The following is a 21,490-nucleotide window of genomic DNA, read 5'->3' on the forward strand; positions in this document are numbered from 1 at the left end:
GTTCGATCACCAGCCGTGAGATACGGCGGGTCTCGTCGAGGGTGAACCGGTGGTCCAGATCGACGAGCCGCCGGGGAAGTTCCCCTCGACGCGGCAGGTGACGATGGTTGAACCGTCCGATGTGGACTGGGCAGACAGCGGTGTCGTGGTGAAGGTGTAGTCGCCGGCGGGGCGGTCGAGCCAGGCGCGGACGGCGGCGCCGCCGTCGTGGTTCGCGCCGTCGTCGGTGACGTGAGCGTCGTCGGCGAACGCGACGATCGCGGCGGTGCGGTCACCGGCGATCGTCAGGGCCAGGTAGGCGCGGACGGCGTCCGGGCTGTCATCGAGCACGGTCTCTCCATTCCTAGGCGACGTCAGGGAAGTCGGCACCGCGGGACGCGGCCTCGTCCGCGCGGACGGCATCGAGGGTCCGCCGCAGCTTGGCCGTGACCTTGTCGAAGGCCGGGCCGCCGAGGACGAGCCGGTGCGGCGGGTCCGGCCGTTCCATGGCCGCCAGCACCGCGCGCACGCCGCGTGCGGGATCGCCCGGCTGACGGCCGTCCTGCTCGACGAAGGCGGTGCGCACGGCGTCGAGCAACGGCTCGTAGGCGTCGACGGTTTCGCGGACCGGTTCGGCCGAGAAGCCGGCGTAGGCGTGCGTCCGGAACGCGCCGGGCTCGACCAGCAGGACCTTGATCCCGAACGGCTCGACCTCCTGGCGCAGCGCGTCGGACAGACCTTCGACCGCGAACTTCGCCGCGCTGTAGTAGCCGAAGCCCGGGACAGCGTCCATCCCCGCGGCCGACGACATCGTGACGACCCAGCCGGAGCCGCGGGCGCGCATGCCCGGCAGCACCTCGCGCAGCACGGTCACCACGGAGAAGAAGTTCAGCTCGAACGAGGCGCGCACGACGTCGTCGGCGGTGCCCTCGACCGAGCCGTACCAGCCGCGGCCGGCGTTGTTGACCAGCACGTCGATCTCGCCGAAGTGCTCCCGCGCCTCGGCGACGGCCCGCCGGACCTCGTCGGGCGCGGTGACGTCCAGCCGTACCGCGTGGGCGCGATCGCCGTGCTCGGCGACCCATTCCTTCAGCTCCTCGGGACGCCGGGCCGTCAGCACGACCCGGTCGCCCGCTTCGAGCGCGGCTTCGGCGTACGCCATGCCGAACCCGCCCGGCGTGCCGCCGGTGATGAACCAGTTCCGCACGTACCCACCTCCACTACAGACGCTATAGGATTGACTATAGCATCTGTAGCTTCGCGGTCGGGACGTCAGCTCACAGGACGAACCCGGTCGGGAACGGGTCGGCCGGATCGAGCAGGTAGGTCGCGGTGCCGGTGATCCACGCGCGGCCCGAGAACTCCGGCACCACCGCGGGCACGCCGCCGACCGTGGTCTCGGCGACCAGTTCGCCGGTGAACGTCGTGCCGATGAACGAGCTGTTCTCGAACGGCGTGTGCAGCGGCAGCTCGCCGCGCGCGTGCAGCTGCGCCATCCGGGCCGACGTGCCGGTGCCGCACGGCGACCGGTCGAACCAGCCGGGGTGGATGGCCATGGCGTTGCGGGAGGCGCGGGCGTCGGAGCCCGGGGCGAGGAACTGGACGTGCTTGCAGCCGCCGATCAGCGGGTCGGCCGGGTGCTTCGGCGGCCGCTGCTCGTTGATCGCGCCCATGATCGCCAGGCCCGCGCTCAGGATCCGGTCCTTCTCCCGGCGTTCGAACGGAATGTCCACTTGGGACAGGTCGAGGATGGCGTAGAAGTTCCCGCCGTAGGCCAGGTCGTAGCGCACCTCCCCCAGCCCGGGCACGTCCACGACGGCGTCGCGCTCGGCCAGGAACGACGGCACGTTGCGGAGCTTGACGCGCTCGGCACGGCCGTCGTGCACGGTGACCTCGGCATGCACCAGCCCGGCGGGGGTGTCGAGGCGCACGACGGTCGTCGGCTCGGTGACCTCGACCATGCCCGTCTCGACCAGCACGGTGGCGACGCCGATCGTGCCGTGGCCGCACATCGGCAGACAGCCGGACACCTCGATGTACACGACGCCCCAGTCGGCGTCCGGGTGGCACGGCGGCTGCAGGATCGCGCCGCTCATCGCGGAATGGCCGCGAGGCTCGTTCATCAGGAACAGCCGCAGGTCGTCGAGGTGCTCCAGGAAGTACCGGCGGCGCTCGGCCATCGTGTCGCCCGGGATGACGGCGACGCCACCGGTCACGACCCGCGTCGGCATGCCCTCGGTGTGCGAGTCGACGGCGGAGATCGCGCGCGAGGACCGCATCACGCCACGCCCAGCGCACTCAGCGCGCGGTTCATGTCTTCCCTGACCTGCGCGCGGTTCTCGTCGGTGAGCGGCCCACGCGGCGGGCGGCACGGGCCGCCGTACCGGCCGACCAGGTCCATGCCCAGCTTGATGGCCTGGACGAACTCGGTGCGCGAATCCCAGCGGAACGCGGCCACCAGCGGCTCGTAAAGCGCTTTCGCCTCGGTGAGCTTGCCGGACGTCGCCAGGTCGAACAGGCGCGCCGACTCAGCCGGGAAGACGTTCGGGAAGCCGGCGAACCAGCCGGTGGCGCCCATCAGCAGGCTCTCCAGCACGACGTCGTCGGCGCCGCTGACCACGGCCAGCTCCGGCGCGCGTTCGCGGATCTCCAGCACGCGCCGGACGTCACCGGAGAACTCCTTGACCGCCACGACGTTGTCGATCCGCGCGATCTCGGCGAGCAGGTCGGGCGTGAGGTCGACCTTGGTGTCGAAGGGGTTGTTGTAGACCATGACGGGCAGCCCGACCGAGGCGACGGCCTCGAAGTGGGCCAGCACTTCGCCACGGTTGGCCCGGTAGAGGGTGGGCGGCAGGCAGAGCACACCGTCGGCGCCGTCCTCGGCGGCGGCTTCGGCCCACTGTTTTGCTTGGTGCGCGCCGGGTCCGTGGACGCCGACGACCACGATCCCGTCGTCACCGACGGCCTCGATGGCGGTGCGGGCAACACGGCGGCGTTCGACGTCGGTGAGCGAGGAGTACTCGCCGAGGGAGCCGTTGGGCCCGACGCCGCGGCAGCCGTTGGCCACCAGCCAGCGGCAGTGCTCGGCGTAGGCGTCGTAGTCGACGGCGAGGCCGGCGGGGGCCGCGTCGTCCGGACGGTAGGGCAGCGCGGTGGCGACGACGACGCCACCGAGGTCACGGGTGCTCATGGAACTCCTAGGGCTCGGGCTCGGCGAGTTCGCCGAGCCGGATCGGCTGGGCGATCGGACGGTGGTGCCGTTCGGCACCCCCGCAGAGTTCGGCGACGGCCGGGCCGCACATCCGGCCCTGACACGGTCCGAGCCCGGCACGGGTGCCGAGTTTCAGGGCGTGCGATCCGGCCTGGACGGGACCACTCGCCGCCCGTCGCAGGTCGGCGACCGTGGTTTCCTCACAGCGGCAGACGATCGTGTCGGGCCGCAGCCACCCGGACCAGCCGTCGCCGATGGGATGGGCTTCGGCCAGCCTCTTGGCGAACTCCCGGGTGTGGTCCCTGGCGCGACGCAGGCCCCGATCCGGCTCGCCTCCCGCAGCCGCGTGACCCGCGACCGCCCCCTCGGCCGCGGCGGCGACCGCCCCGCCGATCCCGGTGATCTCCCCGGCGGCGAAGACGCCGGGGGCGGTGGTGCGCTGCTCGGCGTCGACCCGCACGAAGCCGTCGTCGAGCACGCAACCCGCGGCGACGGCGAGTTCGGGCTGTGGGACGAAGCCGTGCCCAACGCAGACGGCGTCGACCTCGTAGATCCGTTCGGTGCCGGGGACGACCGACCAGTCGGGGTTGACCCGAGCGGTCACGACCTCACGGACCCGGTCGTCCCCGCGTGCTTCGATGACGGTGCGGCCCATGCGGTAAGGCACGCGATGCCGGGCGAGCGTGGCGGCGTAGCGGAGGAGTTCGGCCGCTTTGGTCGTGTGCCGCGCCAGCCGCCACGGCTGCCTGGACCATCCTTTTCGGACAGTCGCGTTCGGATTGGCCTCCAGGATCGCGACGACCTCTGCCCCGACGCTCAGCAGCGACTCGGCGACGGGCAGCAGGAACGGCCCGCTCCCGGCGACGAGCACCCGCCGCCCGATCGCGACGCGCTCACCTTTGGCGAGGGTTTGCGCCGCACCGGCGGTGAAGACGCCCGGGAGTTGCCAGCCGGGGAAGGGCAGGGTCCGGTCGTGCGCGCCGGTGGCCAGGACGAGCGCGTCGGGGGTGAGGACGTGCCGCTCCCGAGCGAAACCGTCGGCGGGACCACGAAGCACGTGAACCCGAGGCGCACGATCGGTCTCACAGCGATCGAGCGCCCAGACCGCACTGTTCGGCCACCACCGGCACCGTGGGTGCTCCAGCACCCGCCGCTTCCGGGCGAAACCGTGCTGCTCCGGGTGTGGGCTCTCGTAAGCCTCCGCCAGCGTTCGGTGGTACTGACCGCCCGGCACATCGGACTGGTCCAGGACCGTGACCTCCGCGCCGGCTCGCAGCGCGTGTTCGGCCGCGGCCAAGCCTGCGGGGCCCGCGCCGATGACGACCACCTGGCGGGTCATGACTTCTCCTGACGGGTCTGGGTGCGGATCTCGTCGCCGTCGGCCGCGCGGCGGCGGCACGCGCGGACGTCCGGAACTCCGTTCACCGTCAGCACGCAGTCGAAGCACGAGCCGATGCCGCAGAACACCCCGCGTGGCGCGCCGGACCGCGTGGTGCGCCACGACAACCGGCCCGACGCCAGCAGGATTCCCGCCACCGTCTGGCCCGCGAGGCCCGCCACGGGTTCGCCGTCCACCGTGATGCGGATCGGCCGGCTCATGCCGGCACCGCCGGACGGTCCACAGTGAACTCTTCCACCGCGCACGACGGCGCAACACCGGTCAGCATCTCGCGCAGCAGCAGCGCCGTCCCGACGCTCAGGCCGATACCCGCCCCTTCGTGGCCGGTCGCGTGCCACAGGTTCGGCAGCCGCGGGTCGGGGCCCAGCACCGGCAGGTGGTCGTCCACGTACGGCCGGAACCCGCCGTACGCGCGCATCACCGCCGCGTCCGCCAGGGCTGGGAACAAGCGCAGCGCCTTGGCCGCGATCGCGCCCAGCACGTCCGGCCGGAGCGTGTCGTCGAACCCGACCTGACGCCGCGACGAGCCGATCAGCACCGTGCCGCCCCAGGTCGACTCCACGACGGCGGACGTCTGCAGCTCACCGCTGTCGGCCCCGACCGCGCCGACGTAGTCCGCGTCGTACACCTTGTGCCGCACCACTCCCGGCATCGGCGTGGTCACCAGCACCTCACCCCGCCGCGGCCGGACGGCGATCGGGGCGCCGAGGCGCGCGGACACGATCCCGGCCCACGGTCCCGTCGCGTTCACCACGACGTCGGCGTCGATCACCTCGCCGGGGACGCGGACGCCGGTGATCCGCCCACCGGTCACAACCGCGCCGACGACTTCGGTGTCCGGCCGCAGCCGCGCGCCGTGGGCGAGGGCCGAGCCCAGCAGCGCCAGCGCCGCGCCGGCCGGCTGCACCTGCGCGTCCTCCGGGTAGTGGACGGCCGCGACGACCGACCGGGTCAGCGCGGGCTCGAGGTCCGCGACTTCGGCCGGGGACAACGACTTCGTGACGACCCCAGCGGCGGACTGCGCCTGGGCGAACGCCGTCAGCGCGGCGGCGCCGGCCGAGGTGGTGGCGACGACGATGCCGCCCTTGGCGTCGAACTCCGTCGCGGCCGCGGCGCGCGGGTCCTCGGCCGCGATCTCGGCGACGACGCGCGGCCACAGCCGGGCCGACAGCTGCGCGAGCGCCAGCTCGGCACCCGGCCCCTTGTCGGAGACGAGCACGTTGCCTTCGCCGTGCGAAGTGGTCCCGCCGGCCGGGCGCCCCCGGTCCACGACCACGACGTCGAAGCCGGCCAGGCTCAGCTCCCGGGCGCACGCGGCACCGACGACACCGGCCCCAAGCACGACCACCCGCGTTCCGTTCATCGACCCTCCGCGTTCGTCAAACCGAACGCTAGGTTCTCGGACGGACCGTGTCAACGCCCGGTCGGCAGCACCGGGTGCGGGCGGCCGTCGAGCCGCTCGTCCGCGCGGTACTGCAGCAGCAGCACCGAGTGCACCGGCGCCGCCAGCGCCGTGTAGCAGTGCGGCTCGCGGGCGTCGAACGCGACGTAGTCGCCGGGGCCGGCGTCCACCGTCCGGCCGGCCACCTCCACCCGCAGGCTGCCGGTCTGCACGATGGTGTGCTCGATCCCGACGTGCCCCCGCGACCGCTGCGGCGCGTCCCCGCGCACGACCTGGTCGTAGACCTCGAAGACGCCGTCGCCGGTCTCGATCCGGCGCAGCGGGCGCAGGTCGACGCCCTCGCCGCGGAGCACTTCGACATCAGCCGCCCGCACCACCGTGAGCGCGCCGCCCGCGCGCTGGTCGAGCAGGTCGGAGATGGCCACCTCGAGCACCCGCGACAAGCTGAACACGGTCTCGATCGTCGGGTTCCCGCCGCCGGACTCCAGCTGCGAGAGCGTGGCCTTCCCGATCCCCGACCGGCGGGACAATTCGGACAGCGACAGCCCCCGGGCCGTCCGCGCGGCCCGCAGGTTGACCGCCAGCATGTCCCGGATCGACGGCGCCGAGTCCTCCACCGCAGCTCCCTTTCGTTCGGCAAACCGTACGATCGGTGCGGCGAATCGTTCGCTTTACCGATCGGACGTCATCATGCCACGCGGACCCAGGCCTCGACCTCCTCGGCCGTGGAGGGGAACGCCGAGGACAGCAGCTCGTACCCGGTCGCCGTGACCACGACGTCGTCCTCGATGCGCACGCCGAGCCCGCGCAGCTCGGGCGGCACCGTGCGGTCGCCGGCGTGGAAGTACAGGCCGGGCTCGACGGCCAGCGCCATCCCTTCGGCCAGCGGCCCCGCCCGGTAGGCGGCCGGGCTCGCGGCGGCGCAGTCGTGGACGTCCAGCCCGAGGAAGTGGCCGGTGCCGCAGACGATGTACCGGCGGTGCTGCTGCCCGTCGGGCGACAGGGCCTCGTCCACCGACACCGGGAGCACGCCCCAGTCGTGCAGCCCCTTCGCGAGCACCCCCAGCGCGGTCGTCTGGAACGCACCGAAGTCGTTGCCGGCGCGGACCTCGGCGAGCGCGGCGCGGTGGGCCGTGTGCACCAGGTCGTAGACGTCGCGCTGGGCCGCGGTGAACTCCCCGGAGACGGGGAAGGTGCGGGTGATGTCGGCGGTGTACAGCGAATCCAGCTCGACGCCCGCGTCGAGCAGCACGACGCTGTCCTCGGCCACCGGCCCGTCGCAGCGCGTCCAGTGCAGCACCGGCGCGTTCCGCCCGGCCGCGACGATCGACGTGTACCCGGGGCCGGTGCCCTCGGTGCGGGCGCGCCGGTCGAACGTGCCCTGCAGCCAGCGTTCCCCGCCGCCGCGCACCGCCTCCGGGAGGGCGGCGAGCACGTCGGCGAACCCGCGGGCGGTGGCGTCGACGGCGGCCCGCAGCTGGCCCACCTCCCAGTCGTCCTTGAGCCGCCGCAGTTCCGCGAGGACCGTGCGCAGCCGCTCGCTGTGGCCCTGGCCGTACGCGTCGAGCACCGGGTCGACCCCGGCGGCGACCAGCACCTGCGGGTGCCGGCCGCGCAGGCCGCGGGGCAGGTCTTCCAGGGGGCGGCACTCGAGGCCGAGCGCCTCGGCGTACGCGGCCGGGGTGGCCGCGGAGCCGACCCACAGCGGGCTGGTGTCGGCGTCGCCGATGAAGTCGGTCTCGTCCGGCTCGGCCGGGCGCGGGACGTAGAGGGTCGCGTGGTGGCCGTCGCCGGCCGGGGTCAGCACCAGGATCGCGCCTTCACGCTGGCAGCCGGTCAGCCAGACGAAGTCGCTGTCGGCGCGGAAGCCGTGGAAGGTGTCGTTGGACCGCACCACGGCGCGGCCGGCCGCGAGGGCGATCCGGTGCCCGGGCAGCGCCGCGGACAGCCGGCCGCGGTGCGCGGCGGCGGCCTCGGCGGTGCCCGCCGGCACCTCGACGACGTCCGCGGCGGGCTCCCAGCCGTCGCGGATCCAGTTCCGGAACCCCTTCGCGTCCAGCAGCGCACGCAGGTCGGGCCGGGTTCGGTCGCCGGTCATCGGCTCCCCTTCCACGTTCTAGAGGACAGACTTTCGCCACGAGCCTCACACCGTGGACGCCCGGGCCGTAATGGCTCACGGCGATAGACTCCGGCTATGGCCCTGGAGAGCCGGCAGCTGCGGGCGATCTGCGCCATCGCCGAGGCGGCAGCCTGTCGCAGGCGGCCGCCGCGCTGGGCGTGTCCCAGCCGTCGCTGACGTCCTGTGACATTCGGGCCTTCGCCCCGGGCCGGGGGCTCCGCCACCCGGAACCCCCGCGAAGCCGCTGTGTTGCAGCGCTTCGAGCGGCAGATCGGGACGCCGCTGTTCGTCCGCAGCCACACCGGCGTCACGCCCACCCCGGCCGGCGAGCAGACGCTGCGCCGGGCTTGGGTTTTACTGCTGGACTTCGACCGGTTCGAGGCCGACCTGCTCGGCTCGACCGGCACCGGGCCGCTGCGGCTGGGATCGTCCCAAATGGACTGTCTGCCGACGTTCGTCGAGCGGCTGGACGACGCGCTGCCCGGCGTCGAGGTGACCGTCCACTTGGGATCGTCGAGCGCGGTGCTGGCCCACTCGCTGGCGCGCGCGACCCTCGACGTCGCCGTCATCGCCATGTCGGACGACCAGGAGGTGCCGCTGGCCAAGCACCTCGGGCACCGGGTGCTGCTGCCGTGGATCCCGGTCTTCATCGGCCTGCCCGCGCGCCACCGGCTGGCCGGGCGGACCGAGGTCGACCTGGCCGACCTGGCGGACGACGCCTGAATCGGCCCGCCGGGCCCCGAGGACGGTTCGCTGACGTCGTTGCGCGCGGCGGCCCACCACGCCGGGTTCACCCCGCGGATCCGTTTCGAGTGCCCGAACGGCGGCGGCCGTCAGCTGGTCGCGGCCGGCCAGGCGGTGCAGCTGGTCGAGCCGACCGCGCCCGAGCAGCCCGGCATGGTCGTCCGGCCGCTGGCCGGCGATCCGATGCGGATGCGGCTGGTGCTGGCCTGGCGCAAGGAACGCGTCACGTGGGACCAGGCCGAGCAGGTCTACCGCGCGGCGATGACGTCCTACACCCGGCACGCGATGGCGCCGGGCCCGTTCCGGTCGTGGTGGACGCGCAGGCGGGACGAGCGGTCCTGGGACAGCCTGGTCGGCTACTTCGGCGACGGCAGCTGAGCGTCAGAGGTCGAAGTCCTCGGGCCGGATCCCGTCGAGCTCGGCGCGGAAGCGGGCGACCTCGGCTTCGGTGTCGAGCACGTCGGTCGCCGGGCCCTCGGCCTCCTGCTCCACCTCGAGCTGGACCGACGCGACGTCGAGCACCTCCTCGGCGACCTGGATCGGCGCGCCCTGGCGCAGGCCGAGTGCGACCGCGTCGCTGGGCCGGGCCGACACGCGGGTGCCGTCCACGAGCACGAGGTCGGCGTAGAAGATGCCGTCGCGCACCTCGGTCAGCTCGACCGCCGCCACTCCCTGCCCGAACGCCGCGAGGACGTCGCCGAGCAGCTCGATCGTGCCGGGCCGCGGCTGCTCGATCTGCTCGCGCGCCCGGACCAGGGCCTCGGCCTCGCCGTACCCGATCATGATCGCGAGCCAGCGGCGAGCCCCGTCCGATTCCCGGAGCAACATCAAGGGGGCCTCTCCCGGAACCGGGACGGCCATCCCCACGACCTCGATCGGGATCACGCTGACCACCGCACCCTCCGTATAAGGACTCCTCCGCGCGCGAGGTACCCAGAAAGTCCGCGTTTACACCCTGCTTTCGGCCGCAACTTTTTCACCAGCTCGGCCTACCGCGCCTGACCACCCGAAACGACCGGCTCTTCTGCACTGCGGACAACGCCGGATCCCCTTGCCGGGTGGTGCCGGCCACTGTCACCGTCACGGGTGTGGAACCGACGATTTCGCGCAGCATCGACGTTCCGGTGGATGCGCACACGGTGTGGTCGTGGGTCACCGACCTGCCGCGGATGGGCGAGCTGAGCCCGGAGAACATCGGCGGCCGCTGGCTCGACGGCACCGGCCCGGCGCTGGGCGCGCGGTTCCGCGGCCGCAACCGCAACGGCGAGCTGCAGTGGTGGACGCGGGTGCTGGTGGTCGCCTGCGAGCCGGACCGCCGGTTCGCCTTCGACGTCCGGACGCCGCTCGGCTCGCGCGTCTCCCGGTGGGAGTACGTGCTGACGCCTACCGCGACCGGCTGCGTGGTCACCGAGAACTGGTACCGGATCGGCAGCTGGCTCGTGCGGAAGTTCATGGGGCCGAAGGTCACCGGCCGCGTCGACCGGCCCGGGTACAACGTCGAGTCGATCGAACACACCCTCGCGGCGCTCAGGGCGCGGGCGGAGCTGCGGGCGGCAGCGTGAGCTAGGTCGCTCCGAACTGGTCAGTCTCTTGTTGAAACTCACTGTCCCGGCTAGGTTGCTTTTTCAAACCTAGGAGGGTCATGACGGACATCGCGCCCAAGCCGGGACTCGTGCTGCTGGTCGTCTCGACGGCGGCGTTCCTCGCCAGCCTCGACACGTTCATCGTCACCATCGCCTTCCCCGGCATCCGGGCCGCGTTCCCGGGTGACGACCTCGCGACGCTGTCGTGGGTGCTCAACGGCTACACGGTCCTGTTCGCCGCGTGCCTCGCGCCCGCCGGGCGGCTCGCCGACCGCTACGGCCGCAAGCGGCTGTTCCTCATCGGCGTCGCGGTGTTCACGCTCGCCTCGGCCGCGTGCGCGATCGCGCCGTCGATCCCCGTGCTGATCGGCTTCCGCGCGGTGCAGGCGATCGGCGCGGCCCTGGTCATGCCGACGTCGCTGGCGCTGCTGCTGACGGCGTTCCCGCCGCACCGGCGGCCGATGGCGGTCGGCGTCTGGGCGTCGGTGGGCGCGGCCGCCGCGGCGCTCGGCCCGCCGGTCGGCGGCCTGCTCGTCGAGGCCTCCTGGCGCTGGGTGTTCCTGGTGAACCTGCCGATCTGCGCGCTGACGCTGCTGGCCGGCCCGCGCGTGCTGCGCGAGTCCCGCGACACGAGCACCGGCGTCCCCGACCTGCTCGGCGCGGCCGGGCTCCTGGTCGGCGTCGGCGCGCTCGCCTACGCGCTGGTCGAGGCGCCCGACCACGGCTGGGGCTCACCGGCCGTCGTGGCGGCGTTCGTCGTGGCCGTCGTGGCGCTGGCGTGGGTGCCACTGCGGTCGGCGCGGCACGCCGTGCCGGTGCTGGACCTGCCCGCGCTGCGCGTCCCGACGTTGTGGCTGGCGTGCGTGACGACCGGGGTGTTCGCCGCCGGGTTCGCCGCGATGCTGTTCGGCAACGTGCTGTTCCTGACGTCGATCTGGCACGACTCGGTGCTGCTCGCCGGGCTGTCGCTGGCGCCGGGCCCGCTGATGGTGGTGCCGGTGTCGATCCTCGGCGGCCGGTTCGTGCACCGCTTCGGGCCGGGCCCGATCGTCGCGCTCGGCGGCGTCTCGTTCGGGCTGGGCGTGCTGATCTGGTTGCTGCGCATGGACTCCACGCGCGACTACGCGAGCGCGATGCTGCCCGGGCAGCTGCTGACCGGCATCGGCGTCGGCCTGATCCTGCCGTCGCTGTCCGGCGTGGTGGGCACGGTCCTGCCCGCGGCCCGCTGGGGCGCGGGGTCGTCGATGGTCAACACGACCCGCCAGATCGGCACGGTCCTGGGCACGGCGGTACTGGTCGCGATCTTCGCGGGCACCCCGGACCTGACGGACTTCCGCCACGGCTGGCTCCTGATCCTCGCCACGGCCGTGGCGACGTCAGCCGGCGGCCTGCTGATCGCCACGCGCCGCCGGACCGACCACCACGTCGAACCACCCAGCCCTGCCGCACCTGTCGTGAGTGTTTAGGGCGGTTAGAACCGCCCTAAACACTCACGAGACCCAGGCACGATCCAACGCCGCGAGCCCGTCGTCGATCCGCTCCACGGGGATCGCGCCGTAGCCCAGCACCAGGCCCTGGCCGGGATAGCCGCCGCACAGGTCGGACAGGGTCTGGACTTCCGCCCCGGCAAGGGAAGCGCGGGCCGCGACCGGCTCGAGGTCGTCGTCGGACAGGGCGCACAGGTGCAGGCCCGCCGCCGACGGGATCAGCCGCAGGCGGCCCGCGAACACCCTTTCCAGCGTCGACGTGATCCGCTCGTGCCGCTCGGCGTACACCTTCGTCGCGCGGCGGATGTGCCGGGCGAACAGGCCCTCGTCGATGAACCGGGCGAGCGCGGCCTGCGCGGGCAGGTCGCCGTGCCAGTCCGACAGCTGACGCGCGTGGCGCAGCGCGTCCCGCAGTGACGCGGGTGCGACCAGGAAACCCAGGCGCAGCATGGGAAGCAGCGTCTTCGAGAACGACCCGACGTAAGCGACCCGGCCGTCGCGATCGAGGCTCTGCAACGGTTCCAGGGGCCGGTCGGAGAACCGGAACTCGCTGTCGTAGTCGTCCTCGACGATCACCGCGTCCGCGCGCTCGGCCCACGCGAGCAGCGCCGTCCGCCGCGACAGCGACATCGGCGTGCCGAGCGGGAACTGGTGCGACGGCGTGACGTACACGAGCCGCGTCCGCGGGGGCAGCGCGGCGACGTCGAGACCTTCGCCGTCCACCGGCACTCCGACGACTTCGGCGCCGTGGGACGCGAAGAGGTGCTTCGCCAGCCGGTAGCCGGGTTCCTCGATCGCGACCCGGTCCCCCGGCTCGAGCAGCACCCGGCACAGCAGGTCGAGCGCCTGCTGGGCGCCCTGGGTGACGAGGACGTCGTCCGCGTCGGCCCGCACCGAACGCGCGACGCCGGCGTGCCGGGCGATCGCCGCGCGCAGGCCCTCGTAGCCGCCGGGCTCGACGTAGTGCGCGAAGCCGACGGCGTCCCGCAGCTCGCTCGCGAGCAGCCGCCGCCACGTCTCGAGCGGGAACAACGCGGCGTCGGGGATGCCGACGCGGAAGTCGTACTCCGGCGCCCGCGCCACCGGGGCGACCGGCGGCGGCAGCGACCGCCACACCGCCTTGGGCTGCGGCCCGGCCCCCGAAGGCGCCTTGCGTGACTTGGTCCGCGTGGGAAGTTCCGCACAGACGTAGGTGCCGGCGCCGACGCGCCCGGCGAGGAACCCGTCGGCGGTCAGCCGGTCGTAGGCCACCGCGACGGTGTTGCGCGAGACGGCCAGCCGCCGCGCCAGCTCGCGCGTCGGCGGCAGCCGCTCGCCCTCGCGCAGCCGGCCGTCGAGGATGGCGTCGCGCAGCTGCCGGTAGATCCGGACGCTGAGGTCGCCACGCCCGGCCAGGCTGACGTGGAAGTCCATCCGGCGACCCTACATTGGCCCAGTCCACTGGGCCATAATTGGATCTGGGATCGGGCCAACCCGGGCCCTAACGTAGCTCTCATGACGGTGACTCTGGAACGCCCCGCGAAGGCCCCGAAGACGGCGCCCGGACGGCTGCTCGCGGCCGCCCAGCTGGCCGGCTCGCTCGGCGACGGCGCGTTCCTGACCTGCTCGGTCCTGTTCTTCACGCGGATCGTCGGCCTGTCCCCGGCCCAGGTCGGGCTCGGCCTCACGCTCGGCTGGGCCGTCGGCTCGGTCGCGGGCGTCCCGCTCGGCCACCTCGCCGACCGCCACGGCGCCCGCGGCTCCGCGGTGCTGCTGGCCCTGGCGACGAGCGTGTCGATCCTCGCCTTCATGGTCGTCCGCTCGCCGCTGCTGTTCGTCCTGGCCGCCTGCCTCTACGGCAGCTGCCAGACCGGCCTCGCCGCCGCCCGCCAGGCGCTGCTGGCCGCGCTCGCCGATCCGGAGCACCGCACGCGCGTCCGCGCGCACCTGCAGTCCGCGGGCAACGCCGGTCTCGCCGTCGGCGCCGGGCTGGGCGGGCTCGCGCTGTCGGCCGACACGGCGCCGGCGTATCTGACGGTCTTCGCGCTCGACGCCGTGAGTTTCGTGGTCACCGCGGCGCTGCTGTGGTCACTCCCGGCGATCCCGAAGACGCTTGCCGCCCGGGCCGGGGAGCCGAAACTGGCCGTGCTGCGCGACCGGCCCTACGCCGTGGTGACGCTGCTGAACGCGATCCTGTTGCTGCGCATGCCGTTGCTGAGCGTCGCGATCCCGCTGTGGATCGTGGAACGCACCACCGCGCCGGGCTGGACGGTGTCCGCGCTGTTCGTGCTCAACACGGTCGTCGTGGTGGTGCTGCAGGTCCGCGTGGCCGGCCGGCTGGCGAGCATCGGCTCGGCGGCGCGGATGGTCCGCCGGTCCGGGGTGCTGCTGTTCGCCTCCTGCGTCGCCTTCGCGTTCTCGGCGCTGGGCACCTCGCCGTGGGTCGCGTTCGCGGTGCTGGTCGTCGGCGCGCTGGTGCAGGTGCTCGGCGAGATGCTGCAGTCGGCGGGCTCCTGGGAGATCGGCTTCGCGCTCGCGCCGGCTGACAAGCAGGGCCAGTACCAGGGGTTCTTCGGCACCGGGGTGTCGGTGGCGCGCGCGATCGGGCCGGTGCTGCTGAGCACGGTCGTCATCGGCTGGGGCCTGCCCGGCTGGCTGCTGATGGGCGCGATCTTCCTGGCCGCGGGCTTCGCGATGGGCCCGGCGGTGCGGTGGGCCCACGAAAACGCTACGACTTCAGCTGCCGCGCGTTGAGCCCGTACTGCGCCATCTTGCGGTAGACCGTCGCGCGGCCCATGCCGAGCTTCGCGGCCGCGTGCACCACCGTCGCCCCCGGCTCCGACAGGCACCGCACGATCTCGTCGCGTTCCAGGGCCTGCAACCGGCTCAGCCGGTGCCCCCTCCCGGTGAAGACCTCCGCAGGCAGGTGCGGGGTATCGACGACGTCCGAGCGCGCGGCGGCTTCGCGCATCACACGCCGAAGCTGCTTCGCGTTCTCCGGCCAGTCGCAGGCCATCAGCGCGCGCGACGCCGCCGACGTGAAGGTGACGTCGCGGCCGCGGTCGCGCCGGGCGAAGTGGTGCGCCAGCGGGAGGACGTCGTCGGGCCGGAACCGCAGCGCCGGCACCTCGACGACCCGGTCGACCAGCGGGCTCAGCGCCGCGGGCAGCGCGTCGGCGTCCTCCGCGGTCAGCACGAACGGGACCGGGCCGCCCGCGTGCCGCGCCTCGGTGAACAGCCGTGCCAGCTCCCCCGCCGCCCACGCGGGCAGCGCGTCCACGCCCGACACGATGACGCACGTGTCGTCCTTCGTCAGTTCGGGCGTCCAGAGCGTGAGCCACGTGTCGACGTCGTCGGGTGCGGGCGGGCGCGCGTTGAGCACGCGGTCGCGGGGCCGCACCTCCCGGTGCGCGAGCGACGCCAGCGCCGTCTTGCCCGCGCCCGGCTCGCCGACGACGGCGACGACCCGGCCGCCGGCCAGCGCCGCCCGCGTCTCGGCGACCGCGGTGGTCCAGGCGGGTGAGAGCCGCGGCAGGTCGCCGGGGTCGACGCGGTCGGCGTACACGCGGAACACTTCGCCGCGCGGCGTCGGGCGGGCGATCCGGCCGGACGCGCGGGCCAGCATCAGCGCCGCGGTGTTCCCGGCCGCGGCCTGGGCCAGCGCCAGCAGCAGCTCGGACGACTGCTCCGACCACGTCGTCAGGTTGACGCTGCCGGCGAGCGTGCCGGTGATCGGGTCCAGCACCGGGACCGCCGCGCAGGTGTAGCCGCGCAGGTCGGTGCAGTAGTGCTCGCCCGCGCGCACCAGCGACGGTGCGCGGTCGGCGAGCGCCAGGCCGAGCCCGTTGGTGCCCGCGTTGCGCTCGGCGTAGGAGAAACCGGGCGCCAGATGCACCTTGTCGAGCGAGCGGCTGATCGAGACGTCCGTGCACAGCCGGCTCAGCACCAGGCCTTCGCTGTCGGTGACCATCAGGCTGATCGGCTCGTTGGCCAGGGTCGCCTGCAGGCCGCGCAGCACCTCGGTGCCGCATTCGTAGAGCAGCGAACCGGTGTCGACCGCTCCCGAGAACACCGGCAGGACCTCGTCCTCGGGCACGCCGTAGCGCACGCTGCGCTGCCAGGACGCCCGCAGCCGGGGCGCGATGGCGGCGGCCCCGCGCACGTCGGACGACCGCGTGACGTGCCCCTGCGGGTTCTCCACCTCGACCTCCGCTGCGTCGGACTCCCCCCAGGCTAGGGCCGCCGGTCGCGCCCGCCTGTCTCATATCGAGACACCGGGCGGGTCCCTGACCAGGGTCGACGTGCCTACCGTCGCCGGCACGGGCCAACGGCGGTCACGAACGCGGAGGACGCACATGTACAGCAAGGACGGCGAAAACTACTTCATCGTGGACGCCCACGTGGCGCTCTGGGACGCGCGCCCGGAGAACCAGCGCACCATCCACGGCAAGCAGTTCATCGACTGCTTCTACGACTACCACCGCAACCTCAGCCCGGAGTCCGAGGTGTGGCCGTACGAGGACTACCTCTACCAGGGCGGCGACCGGCTGGTGAAGGACCTGTTCGAAGACGGCTACGTCGACCACGCGATCTTCCAGCCGGCCCACCTGGGCGCGTTCTACCACAACGGTTTCGGCCAGACCGAGGAAGCGTTCGCGCTGACGCGGAAGCACCCGGGCAAGCTGACCTACAACCACAACTTCGACCCGCGGCTCGAACAAGCCGGCCTGGACCAGTTCCGGCGTGACGCCGAGCGCTTCGGCCTCAAGGGCGTCAAGCTCTACACCGCCGAGTGGCAGGGTGACTCGCGCGGTTACAAGCTGAACGACCCGTGGACGTACAAGTACCTGGAAGCTTGCCAGGAACTGGGCGTCAAGAACATCCACGTCCACAAAGGACCGACGATCCGGCCGCTGGATCGTGACGCCTTCGACGTCGCCGACGTCGACCACGCGGCCACCGACTTCACCGACCTGAACTTCGTCGTGGAGCACTGCGGGCTGCCGCGGCTGGAGGACTTCTGCTGGATCGCCACGCAGGAGCCGAACGTGCACGCGGGCCTCGCCGTCGCGATGCCGTTCATCCACACCCGGCCCAAGTACTTCGCGCAGATCATCGGCGAACTGCTGTACTGGCTGGACGAGGACCGCATCCAGTTCTCCAGCGACTACGCGATCTGGACGCCTCGCTGGTTGATCGAGCGGTTCGTCGACTTCCAGATTCCGGAGGACCTGGCCGAGTACGCGCCGCTGACCGTCGACCAGAAGAAGAAGATCCTCGGGCTCAACGCGGCGAAGATGTACGACATCCCGGTGCCGTCGGAGCTGCGGCTCGCGCCCGTCGAGCCGCAGGCCGTGTCGGTGGCCTGACGTGGACGCCTACACCGCGCTGGACGCGGTTCTCGACCCGGAGCTCGACGAGCCCATCACCGACCTCGGCTTCGTGCACTCGGTCGACGTCGACGGCGGCCGGGTGACCGTCCACTTGCGACTCCCGACGTCGTTCTGCGCGCCGAACTTCGCCTACCTCATGGCGTCGGACGCGAAGGACGTGCTTACCGCGCTGCCGTGGACGACCGAAGTCGTGGTCATGCTCGACGACCACCACGACTCGGACCTGATCAACCGCGGCCTCGCCGCCGACGCGGGCTACCGCGGCACGTTCGGCCACGAGGCCGAGGAGGATCTCGAAGAGCTGCGGCAGACGTTCCGGCGCAAAGCCCACCAATCCGCGATGGAACGCGCTTTGACGGTGTTGCTGCGTGCCGATGACGACGTCGACCTGCACGCGGTGACGCTGGCGGACCTGCCGGCGGTGCCCGCTTCCCACGCCCTGCTGCGGCGTCGCGAGGCCCTCGGGCTGTCACTCGAGCCGTCGGCACCGGTGCTGGTCGACGAGCACGGGACGCCGTTCCCCCGTGCGGAGATCCCGCTGCGGCTGCGGTTCGCGCGGTCGGTCCGGATCTCCATCGAGGGCAACGCCCACTTCTGCCGCGGCTTGCTCCGCACCCGGTACCCGGAGTCCACTGTGGAGGCTTCCTGAGAGCGGTCCGGCCCCCTGACGCCCCAATGTGGCGTTGGGTGCGTCCAACGCACCCAATGTGGCGTTCGGTGCATCCAACGCACCCAACGCCACATTGGGGCGCTGGGGGCCTCACTGGCTCGGCGGCGCCGCCGGGGCCTGGTGCAGTGCGAGATCCGGACCTGCGGCGGTGTCCTGGGCCCAGGCTCCGGACTCCGCCGTCCACGTCTGGCCGGCGAAGCTCACCTTGTCGACGCCCAGCGCCTCGGCGCGGCCGACCAGCCAGGTCGCGTACGTCCAGCCCTGGGCCGCCGGGTGCGCTCCGCTCAGCTTCGCGGTGCCCAGCTCCGCCGTCGCCGGAGCCGCCACGTCCGCGGGCGGCGCCAGGGTCAGGTTGCGGCAGGTCAGGGCGGCCGGCCACTGGCCGTTGAACGCCGCCGCCATGCCTCGCGCCTGCGTCTCCCACTGCGCGTACGCGTCCGGGGCGCCGGAACGCTGGATGGCCTGGGCCGCCTCGGTGATCGGCATCGTCTCCCAGCCCGGCAGCTTCTCGAGCTTCTCGTAGAACGCCGTCGACGCGTAGACCGGGTCGCGCAGCTGCGCGACCGTGCCCCAGCCCTGGCTGGGCCGCTGCTGGAACAGCCCGACCGAGTCGCGGTCACCACCCTCGAGGTTCTGCAGCTTCGACTCCTGCAACGCCGTGGCCAGCGCGACCGTCGCCGCGTGGGCGGGCAGGCCCAGCTTCGTGCCGACGGCCGAGATCGTCGCGGCGCTGTTCATCTGCTCCGGGGTGAACGTGAAAGCCCCGCCGCCGTCCCCCGGTGGCGTCACCGTGCACCCGGGCGACCGGACCGGGCTGCGCACGAGCACCGCCACCACGACGATCCCCGCCGTCAGCACGACGACCGCCCCCAGGAAGATGGCCACCTTCAGGCCACATCCACGCACACTGCCTCCCCATCACCCGTTCGCACCAGTCTGCCCTCTCGGAGGACGCGGGGCGCGGGCCGGGGTTCAGTGGGCGGATTTCAGTGTTCGCCGCCGAGGAAGATCGGGTTCGACATCGCGACCATGGCGTTGGGTGACGTCGTCTTCGGCCCACCCGACGGGCGCCGCACTTCGACGCGCACCCAGCGGCTGTAGCGGGGGTAGGTGGTCCAGGTGACGGTCGCCACCCCGGCGTCGCCGACGGTCTCGACGTGCTCCGGGCCCAGCTGGTCGAGGAACGTCACCGTGGTGCCCGGCACACCGCCGACGGCCGCGCGCACGGTCACCGGCGTGCCGATCCCGGCCGGGAGCCGCTCGCCGATACCCGCCGCCTGACCGCCGCCGGCGACCGTGAAGTCCAGCTGGACCGCCGACGACTCGGCCAGCCACGACCGGCCGGCCTTCAGCCCGGCCAGGAGTTCCCTGCGGCGCAGGCGATCGGCGAGCACGACGGTGTGTGGCAGCGCGACCGTGTTGTCCGGGTTGTGCGCGTCCGAGTCGCCGATCGCCGGGATGAACCGGCCGCCGCGCAGCAGGCCGTCCCAGTGGATGACGCTCGCCTCGTCGTCCTGGGTCCACGGGCCGTTCCACACCTCGACCAGGTCGGCGATCTCGTAGGCGAACTCGTACGTGCAGCCGAAGCAGTTGGCGAACGGGTGCGCGGCGGTGACCAGGCCGCCCGCGCGGTGCACCTGGTCGGTGAACCGGCGGAAGTCCTGCGGATCGGCCGCGCGGTAGCGCCAGTCGATCCAGGTGCCGGCGGGCAGGCCGATCGCCGGCCAGTGCCCGGACCGCGTCGTCACCTCCTCGCCGTTGAGGATCAGCAGGTCGTCGACGGCGTGCTCGCCCCACTGCAGCTGCGCGCTGGACGTGTTGTGGTCGGTGGAGACGATGAAGTCGAGCCCGGCGGCGCGCGCGTCGGCGACCAGCTGCTCGGGCGTGCGGCGGCCGTCGGAGTGGACGGTGTGGAGGTGGCCGTCACCGCGGTACCAGGCGCGGCCCCTCTCACGGGCGGGCGCGGTCTCGGGCGCCGGGTTCGGCTTGAACGGCGCGCCGTCCGGCCCGAAGGTGAGCGTGATGTCCACGCGATAGTTCAGGCCCTGCGGCGCGACGGTGTACGGGCCGAGGATGACGTGCCACCGGCCGGGCTTGACCGGCCGGGCGAGGTAGCCGGGTGTCGCCTCGGACGCGCTGATCGAGAACCGGTCGCGGAAGCCGCCGGACCAGCCGCGGAAGCCGCGGGCGTTGCCCAGTTCGTGGCCCTCGGGGCCGAACATGCCGATGTCACAGGCGTTCCCGCGGGTACCGGCGGGCACCTGGGGCTTGTCGTAGGAGTACACGACGTCGATCTGCTTGACGCCGCGCGGGACGTCGACGGGCAGGTAGTACCAGTCCGGGATGTCGGGCGTGAAGGTGCCGGTGACGGTCCGGGTCTGGGTGCCGGTGCCGCCCGGCTGCTCCGCGAACGCGACGCCGGGGAGCAGCCCCGCGGCCGCGGCCAGTCCGCTCGCGCGCAGGAGCGTACGCCTGCTGAAATCCATGCCGACCTCCGCATCGGTGACGGCCCGACGCTAGGCCGCCAACGCGAACGCGGACAAGAACCGGCGGTGAACTCTTCACCTGCTCGCGCGATTGGCGAAGACTTTCGCCACTGCGACGACGGCGACGGCCGCGACGAGGCCGAGCCGCGTCACGTCGACGGCCGGCACCCACTTCGCGGAGCCGTCCCGCAGGACGAACGCCCCGGCGGGCCGCGCGAGCACCCCGAACCCGGCGCCTTCGCGCAGGGGCAGCGTCTCCGCGGCGCCGTCACCCCCGCCCCCGCCCCCGAACACCGTGGTCGCGGTGATCAAGACGACGCCGTCCCGTTCGACCGGTTCGCCGTAGACCAGCTTCGCGGAGAAGAGGTCCCGCGCCACCGAGGCCAGCTGTGCGAACTCCATCCGGACAGCCTGACCGCGGTAGCAGGGTCGCCGCGTCTCATACGCGGCGGAATCCGGCGTCCGGCCGGCGGTGCGCCCGCCCGCGCGCGAGGAATTCCGGCCGTCCGGGGTGTGAACCGGGTGTATCCGGGGCATTAAACCCCGACACCTGTGCTCGGAGAGAACGCCCGCACCGAGGGAGGACGCGATGACCTTCGACTTCGTCAGCCGCTGGCTGGGCCGGCAGCACGACCGGCCCGGGGTCACCGTGGACCTGTCGTGCGGAGGCCGCGTCACCCTGCGGGAGATCGACGGGAAGCCCGTTCTCGCGATCACCACCGCGCCCGGGCCGGACGGGCGGTGCAGCGTGGCCGCCGTGCCGTTGTCGGCGGCCGAACGGCGGGAACTGGGGCAGGTACTGGAGTCGGACGTGCTGCTGGCCTCCTGAACATAGGGGTCGCAACAAGATGTTTTCCTAGTCTCCCCCGGCGTAGGGTTCCCGTGTGCTTTGTGGCAGACCTCGCGAGAATCCGGTACCGCGCAGTGTGGCGCGGGTCGCCTTTTGTAGGGTTCCCACAAAGCATCGCCTCCGGCATGCGCCATGCCGGACATTGGCCCACCCGTCGGTGATCGACCAGGGTGTAAGCAAGTGCAGGC

21 protein-coding genes and 1 pseudogene are annotated in these 21,490 nt (G+C 72.8%); 7 read left to right on the top strand and 15 right to left on the bottom strand.

Annotation, left to right across the window (positions count from 1 at the left end; genetic code table 11):
* Positions 1–6 precede the first annotated feature (6 nt).
* The 9 genes from ACLJQZ_RS27125 to ACLJQZ_RS27165 form a co-directional block, all read right to left on the bottom strand.
* On the bottom strand, positions 7–330 hold the full coding sequence (locus ACLJQZ_RS27125; protein ID WP_410622686.1) for a nuclear transport factor 2 family protein: 324 nt from the start codon (positions 328–330) through the stop codon (positions 7–9).
* A 13-nt stretch (positions 331–343) separates the two neighbouring features.
* On the bottom strand, positions 344–1,186 hold the full coding sequence (locus ACLJQZ_RS27130; RefSeq protein ID WP_410622687.1) for an oxidoreductase: 843 nt from the start codon (positions 1,184–1,186) through the stop codon (positions 344–346).
* A 70-nt stretch (positions 1,187–1,256) separates the two neighbouring features.
* Positions 1,257–2,258 (bottom strand): proline racemase family protein, encoded by a 1,002-nt coding sequence (locus ACLJQZ_RS27135; protein ID WP_410622688.1) that lies wholly within the window; start codon positions 2,256–2,258, stop codon positions 1,257–1,259.
* Positions 2,258–3,169 (bottom strand): dihydrodipicolinate synthase family protein, encoded by a 912-nt coding sequence (locus ACLJQZ_RS27140; protein ID WP_410622689.1) that lies wholly within the window; start codon positions 3,167–3,169, stop codon positions 2,258–2,260. The genes ACLJQZ_RS27135 and ACLJQZ_RS27140 overlap by 1 nt, the downstream gene beginning before the upstream one ends.
* 7 nt (positions 3,170–3,176) lie before the next feature.
* A complete protein-coding gene (locus ACLJQZ_RS27145) occupies positions 3,177–4,529 on the bottom strand; it encodes an NAD(P)/FAD-dependent oxidoreductase (protein WP_410622690.1) in 1,353 nt (450 codons plus the stop codon).
* Entirely contained in the window at positions 4,526–4,789 is a 264-nt protein-coding gene (locus ACLJQZ_RS27150) for a (2Fe-2S)-binding protein (protein ID WP_410622691.1), read from the bottom strand. Before ACLJQZ_RS27150 ends, ACLJQZ_RS27145 begins: the two co-directional genes overlap by 4 nt.
* Positions 4,786–5,952: an NAD(P)/FAD-dependent oxidoreductase gene (locus ACLJQZ_RS27155; RefSeq protein WP_410622692.1), complete on the bottom strand. Its 1,167-nt coding sequence runs from the start codon at positions 5,950–5,952 to the stop codon at positions 4,786–4,788. Before ACLJQZ_RS27155 ends, ACLJQZ_RS27150 begins: the two co-directional genes overlap by 4 nt.
* 50 nt (positions 5,953–6,002) lie before the next feature.
* Positions 6,003–6,608: a helix-turn-helix domain-containing protein gene (locus ACLJQZ_RS27160; protein WP_410622693.1), complete on the bottom strand. Its 606-nt coding sequence runs from the start codon at positions 6,606–6,608 to the stop codon at positions 6,003–6,005.
* Between the two features lie 71 nt (positions 6,609–6,679).
* Positions 6,680–8,089, bottom strand: coding sequence for an aminopeptidase P family protein (locus ACLJQZ_RS27165; protein ID WP_410622694.1), 1,410 nt, complete (start codon positions 8,087–8,089; stop codon positions 6,680–6,682).
* Positions 8,090–8,356: 267 nt separating this feature from the next.
* Between ACLJQZ_RS27165 and ACLJQZ_RS27170 the strand changes: the two are divergent.
* Positions 8,357–9,232, top strand: a pseudogene (locus ACLJQZ_RS27170) (LysR family transcriptional regulator).
* Between the two features lie 3 nt (positions 9,233–9,235).
* Here ACLJQZ_RS27170 and ACLJQZ_RS27175 read toward each other — a convergent pair.
* Positions 9,236–9,748 carry a bifunctional nuclease family protein gene (locus tag ACLJQZ_RS27175; protein ID WP_410622695.1) on the bottom strand — a complete coding sequence of 171 codons (513 nt, stop codon included), beginning with the start codon at positions 9,746–9,748 and terminating at the stop codon, positions 9,236–9,238.
* Positions 9,749–9,942: 194 nt separating this feature from the next.
* Between ACLJQZ_RS27175 and ACLJQZ_RS27180 the strand changes: the two genes are divergently transcribed.
* On the top strand, positions 9,943–10,416 hold the full coding sequence (locus ACLJQZ_RS27180; RefSeq protein WP_410622696.1) for an SRPBCC family protein: 474 nt from the start codon (positions 9,943–9,945) through the stop codon (positions 10,414–10,416).
* An 80-nt stretch (positions 10,417–10,496) separates the two neighbouring features.
* Complete coding sequence (locus ACLJQZ_RS27185; RefSeq protein ID WP_410622697.1) at positions 10,497–11,903, top strand: MFS transporter; 1,407 nt, start codon at positions 10,497–10,499, stop codon at positions 11,901–11,903.
* A 24-nt stretch (positions 11,904–11,927) separates the two neighbouring features.
* On the opposite strand, the gene ACLJQZ_RS27190 is transcribed toward ACLJQZ_RS27185, so the two are convergent.
* On the bottom strand, positions 11,928–13,337 hold the full coding sequence (locus ACLJQZ_RS27190) for a PLP-dependent aminotransferase family protein (RefSeq protein WP_410622698.1): 1,410 nt from the start codon (positions 13,335–13,337) through the stop codon (positions 11,928–11,930).
* Positions 13,338–13,418: 81 nt separating this feature from the next.
* Here ACLJQZ_RS27190 and ACLJQZ_RS27195 point away from each other — a divergent pair, with 81 nt between their 5' ends.
* Positions 13,419–14,657: an MFS transporter gene (locus ACLJQZ_RS27195; RefSeq protein WP_410622699.1), complete on the top strand. Its 1,239-nt coding sequence runs from the start codon at positions 13,419–13,421 to the stop codon at positions 14,655–14,657.
* Here the strand turns inward: ACLJQZ_RS27195 and ACLJQZ_RS27200 are convergent.
* Positions 14,632–16,104: a helix-turn-helix domain-containing protein gene (locus ACLJQZ_RS27200; protein WP_410622700.1), complete on the bottom strand. Its 1,473-nt coding sequence runs from the start codon at positions 16,102–16,104 to the stop codon at positions 14,632–14,634. The two genes, ACLJQZ_RS27195 and ACLJQZ_RS27200, sit on opposite strands and share 26 nt — an antisense overlap.
* Before the next feature lie 154 nt (positions 16,105–16,258).
* Between ACLJQZ_RS27200 and ACLJQZ_RS27205 the strand changes: the two genes are divergently transcribed.
* Together ACLJQZ_RS27205 and ACLJQZ_RS27210 are read left to right on the top strand one after the other, a co-directional pair.
* Positions 16,259–17,272 (top strand): amidohydrolase family protein, encoded by a 1,014-nt coding sequence (locus ACLJQZ_RS27205; RefSeq protein ID WP_410622701.1) that lies wholly within the window; start codon positions 16,259–16,261, stop codon positions 17,270–17,272.
* 1 nt (position 17,273) lies between these two features.
* Positions 17,274–17,945 (top strand): iron-sulfur cluster assembly protein, encoded by a 672-nt coding sequence (locus ACLJQZ_RS27210; RefSeq protein WP_410622702.1) that lies wholly within the window; start codon positions 17,274–17,276, stop codon positions 17,943–17,945.
* Positions 17,946–18,056: 111 nt separating this feature from the next.
* On the opposite strand, the gene ACLJQZ_RS27215 is transcribed toward ACLJQZ_RS27210, so the two are convergent.
* The 3 genes from ACLJQZ_RS27215 to ACLJQZ_RS27225 form a co-directional block, all read right to left on the bottom strand.
* The gene (locus tag ACLJQZ_RS27215) at positions 18,057–18,845 is read right to left on the bottom strand and encodes a hypothetical protein (RefSeq protein ID WP_410622771.1); all 789 of its coding nucleotides are present in this window, start codon (positions 18,843–18,845) and stop codon (positions 18,057–18,059) included.
* 107 nt (positions 18,846–18,952) lie between these two features.
* Positions 18,953–20,452 (bottom strand): CehA/McbA family metallohydrolase, encoded by a 1,500-nt coding sequence (locus ACLJQZ_RS27220; RefSeq protein ID WP_410622703.1) that lies wholly within the window; start codon positions 20,450–20,452, stop codon positions 18,953–18,955.
* A 75-nt stretch (positions 20,453–20,527) separates the two neighbouring features.
* On the bottom strand, positions 20,528–20,854 hold the full coding sequence (locus ACLJQZ_RS27225) for a hypothetical protein (RefSeq protein ID WP_410622704.1): 327 nt from the start codon (positions 20,852–20,854) through the stop codon (positions 20,528–20,530).
* A 187-nt stretch (positions 20,855–21,041) separates the two neighbouring features.
* On the opposite strand from ACLJQZ_RS27225, the gene ACLJQZ_RS27230 reads away from it, so the two are divergent.
* Positions 21,042–21,281: a hypothetical protein gene (locus ACLJQZ_RS27230; RefSeq protein ID WP_410622705.1), complete on the top strand. Its 240-nt coding sequence runs from the start codon at positions 21,042–21,044 to the stop codon at positions 21,279–21,281.
* Positions 21,282–21,490 lie beyond the last annotated feature (209 nt).

This window comes from Amycolatopsis sp. cmx-8-4, assembly GCF_046548675.1.
GTDB lineage: Bacteria > Actinomycetota > Actinomycetes > Mycobacteriales > Pseudonocardiaceae > Amycolatopsis.

Bases quoted from the DNA above. Each gene is read 5' to 3' on its own strand.
- ACLJQZ_RS27165 (WP_410622694.1), bottom strand. From the start codon at position 8,089: ATGACCGGCGACCGAACCCGGCCCGACCTGCGTGCGCTGCTGGACGCG.
- ACLJQZ_RS27195 (WP_410622699.1), top strand. From the start codon at position 13,419: ATGACGGTGACTCTGGAACGCCCCGCGAAGGCCCCGAAGACGGCGCCC.
- ACLJQZ_RS27220 (WP_410622703.1), bottom strand. From the start codon at position 20,452: ATGGATTTCAGCAGGCGTACGCTCCTGCGCGCGAGCGGACTGGCCGCG.
- ACLJQZ_RS27230 (WP_410622705.1), top strand. From the start codon at position 21,042: ATGACCTTCGACTTCGTCAGCCGCTGGCTGGGCCGGCAGCACGACCGG.
- ACLJQZ_RS27185 (WP_410622697.1), top strand. From the start codon at position 10,497: ATGACGGACATCGCGCCCAAGCCGGGACTCGTGCTGCTGGTCGTCTCG.
- ACLJQZ_RS27145 (WP_410622690.1), bottom strand. From the start codon at position 4,529: ATGACCCGCCAGGTGGTCGTCATCGGCGCGGGCCCCGCAGGCTTGGCC.
- ACLJQZ_RS27135 (WP_410622688.1), bottom strand. From the start codon at position 2,258: ATGCGGTCCTCGCGCGCGATCTCCGCCGTCGACTCGCACACCGAGGGC.
- ACLJQZ_RS27225 (WP_410622704.1), bottom strand. From the start codon at position 20,854: ATGGAGTTCGCACAGCTGGCCTCGGTGGCGCGGGACCTCTTCTCCGCG.
- ACLJQZ_RS27155 (WP_410622692.1), bottom strand. From the start codon at position 5,952: ATGAACGGAACGCGGGTGGTCGTGCTTGGGGCCGGTGTCGTCGGTGCC.
- ACLJQZ_RS27140 (WP_410622689.1), bottom strand. From the start codon at position 3,169: ATGAGCACCCGTGACCTCGGTGGCGTCGTCGTCGCCACCGCGCTGCCC.
- ACLJQZ_RS27150 (WP_410622691.1), bottom strand. From the start codon at position 4,789: ATGAGCCGGCCGATCCGCATCACGGTGGACGGCGAACCCGTGGCGGGC.
- ACLJQZ_RS27190 (WP_410622698.1), bottom strand. From the start codon at position 13,337: ATGGACTTCCACGTCAGCCTGGCCGGGCGTGGCGACCTCAGCGTCCGG.
- ACLJQZ_RS27205 (WP_410622701.1), top strand. From the start codon at position 16,259: ATGTACAGCAAGGACGGCGAAAACTACTTCATCGTGGACGCCCACGTG.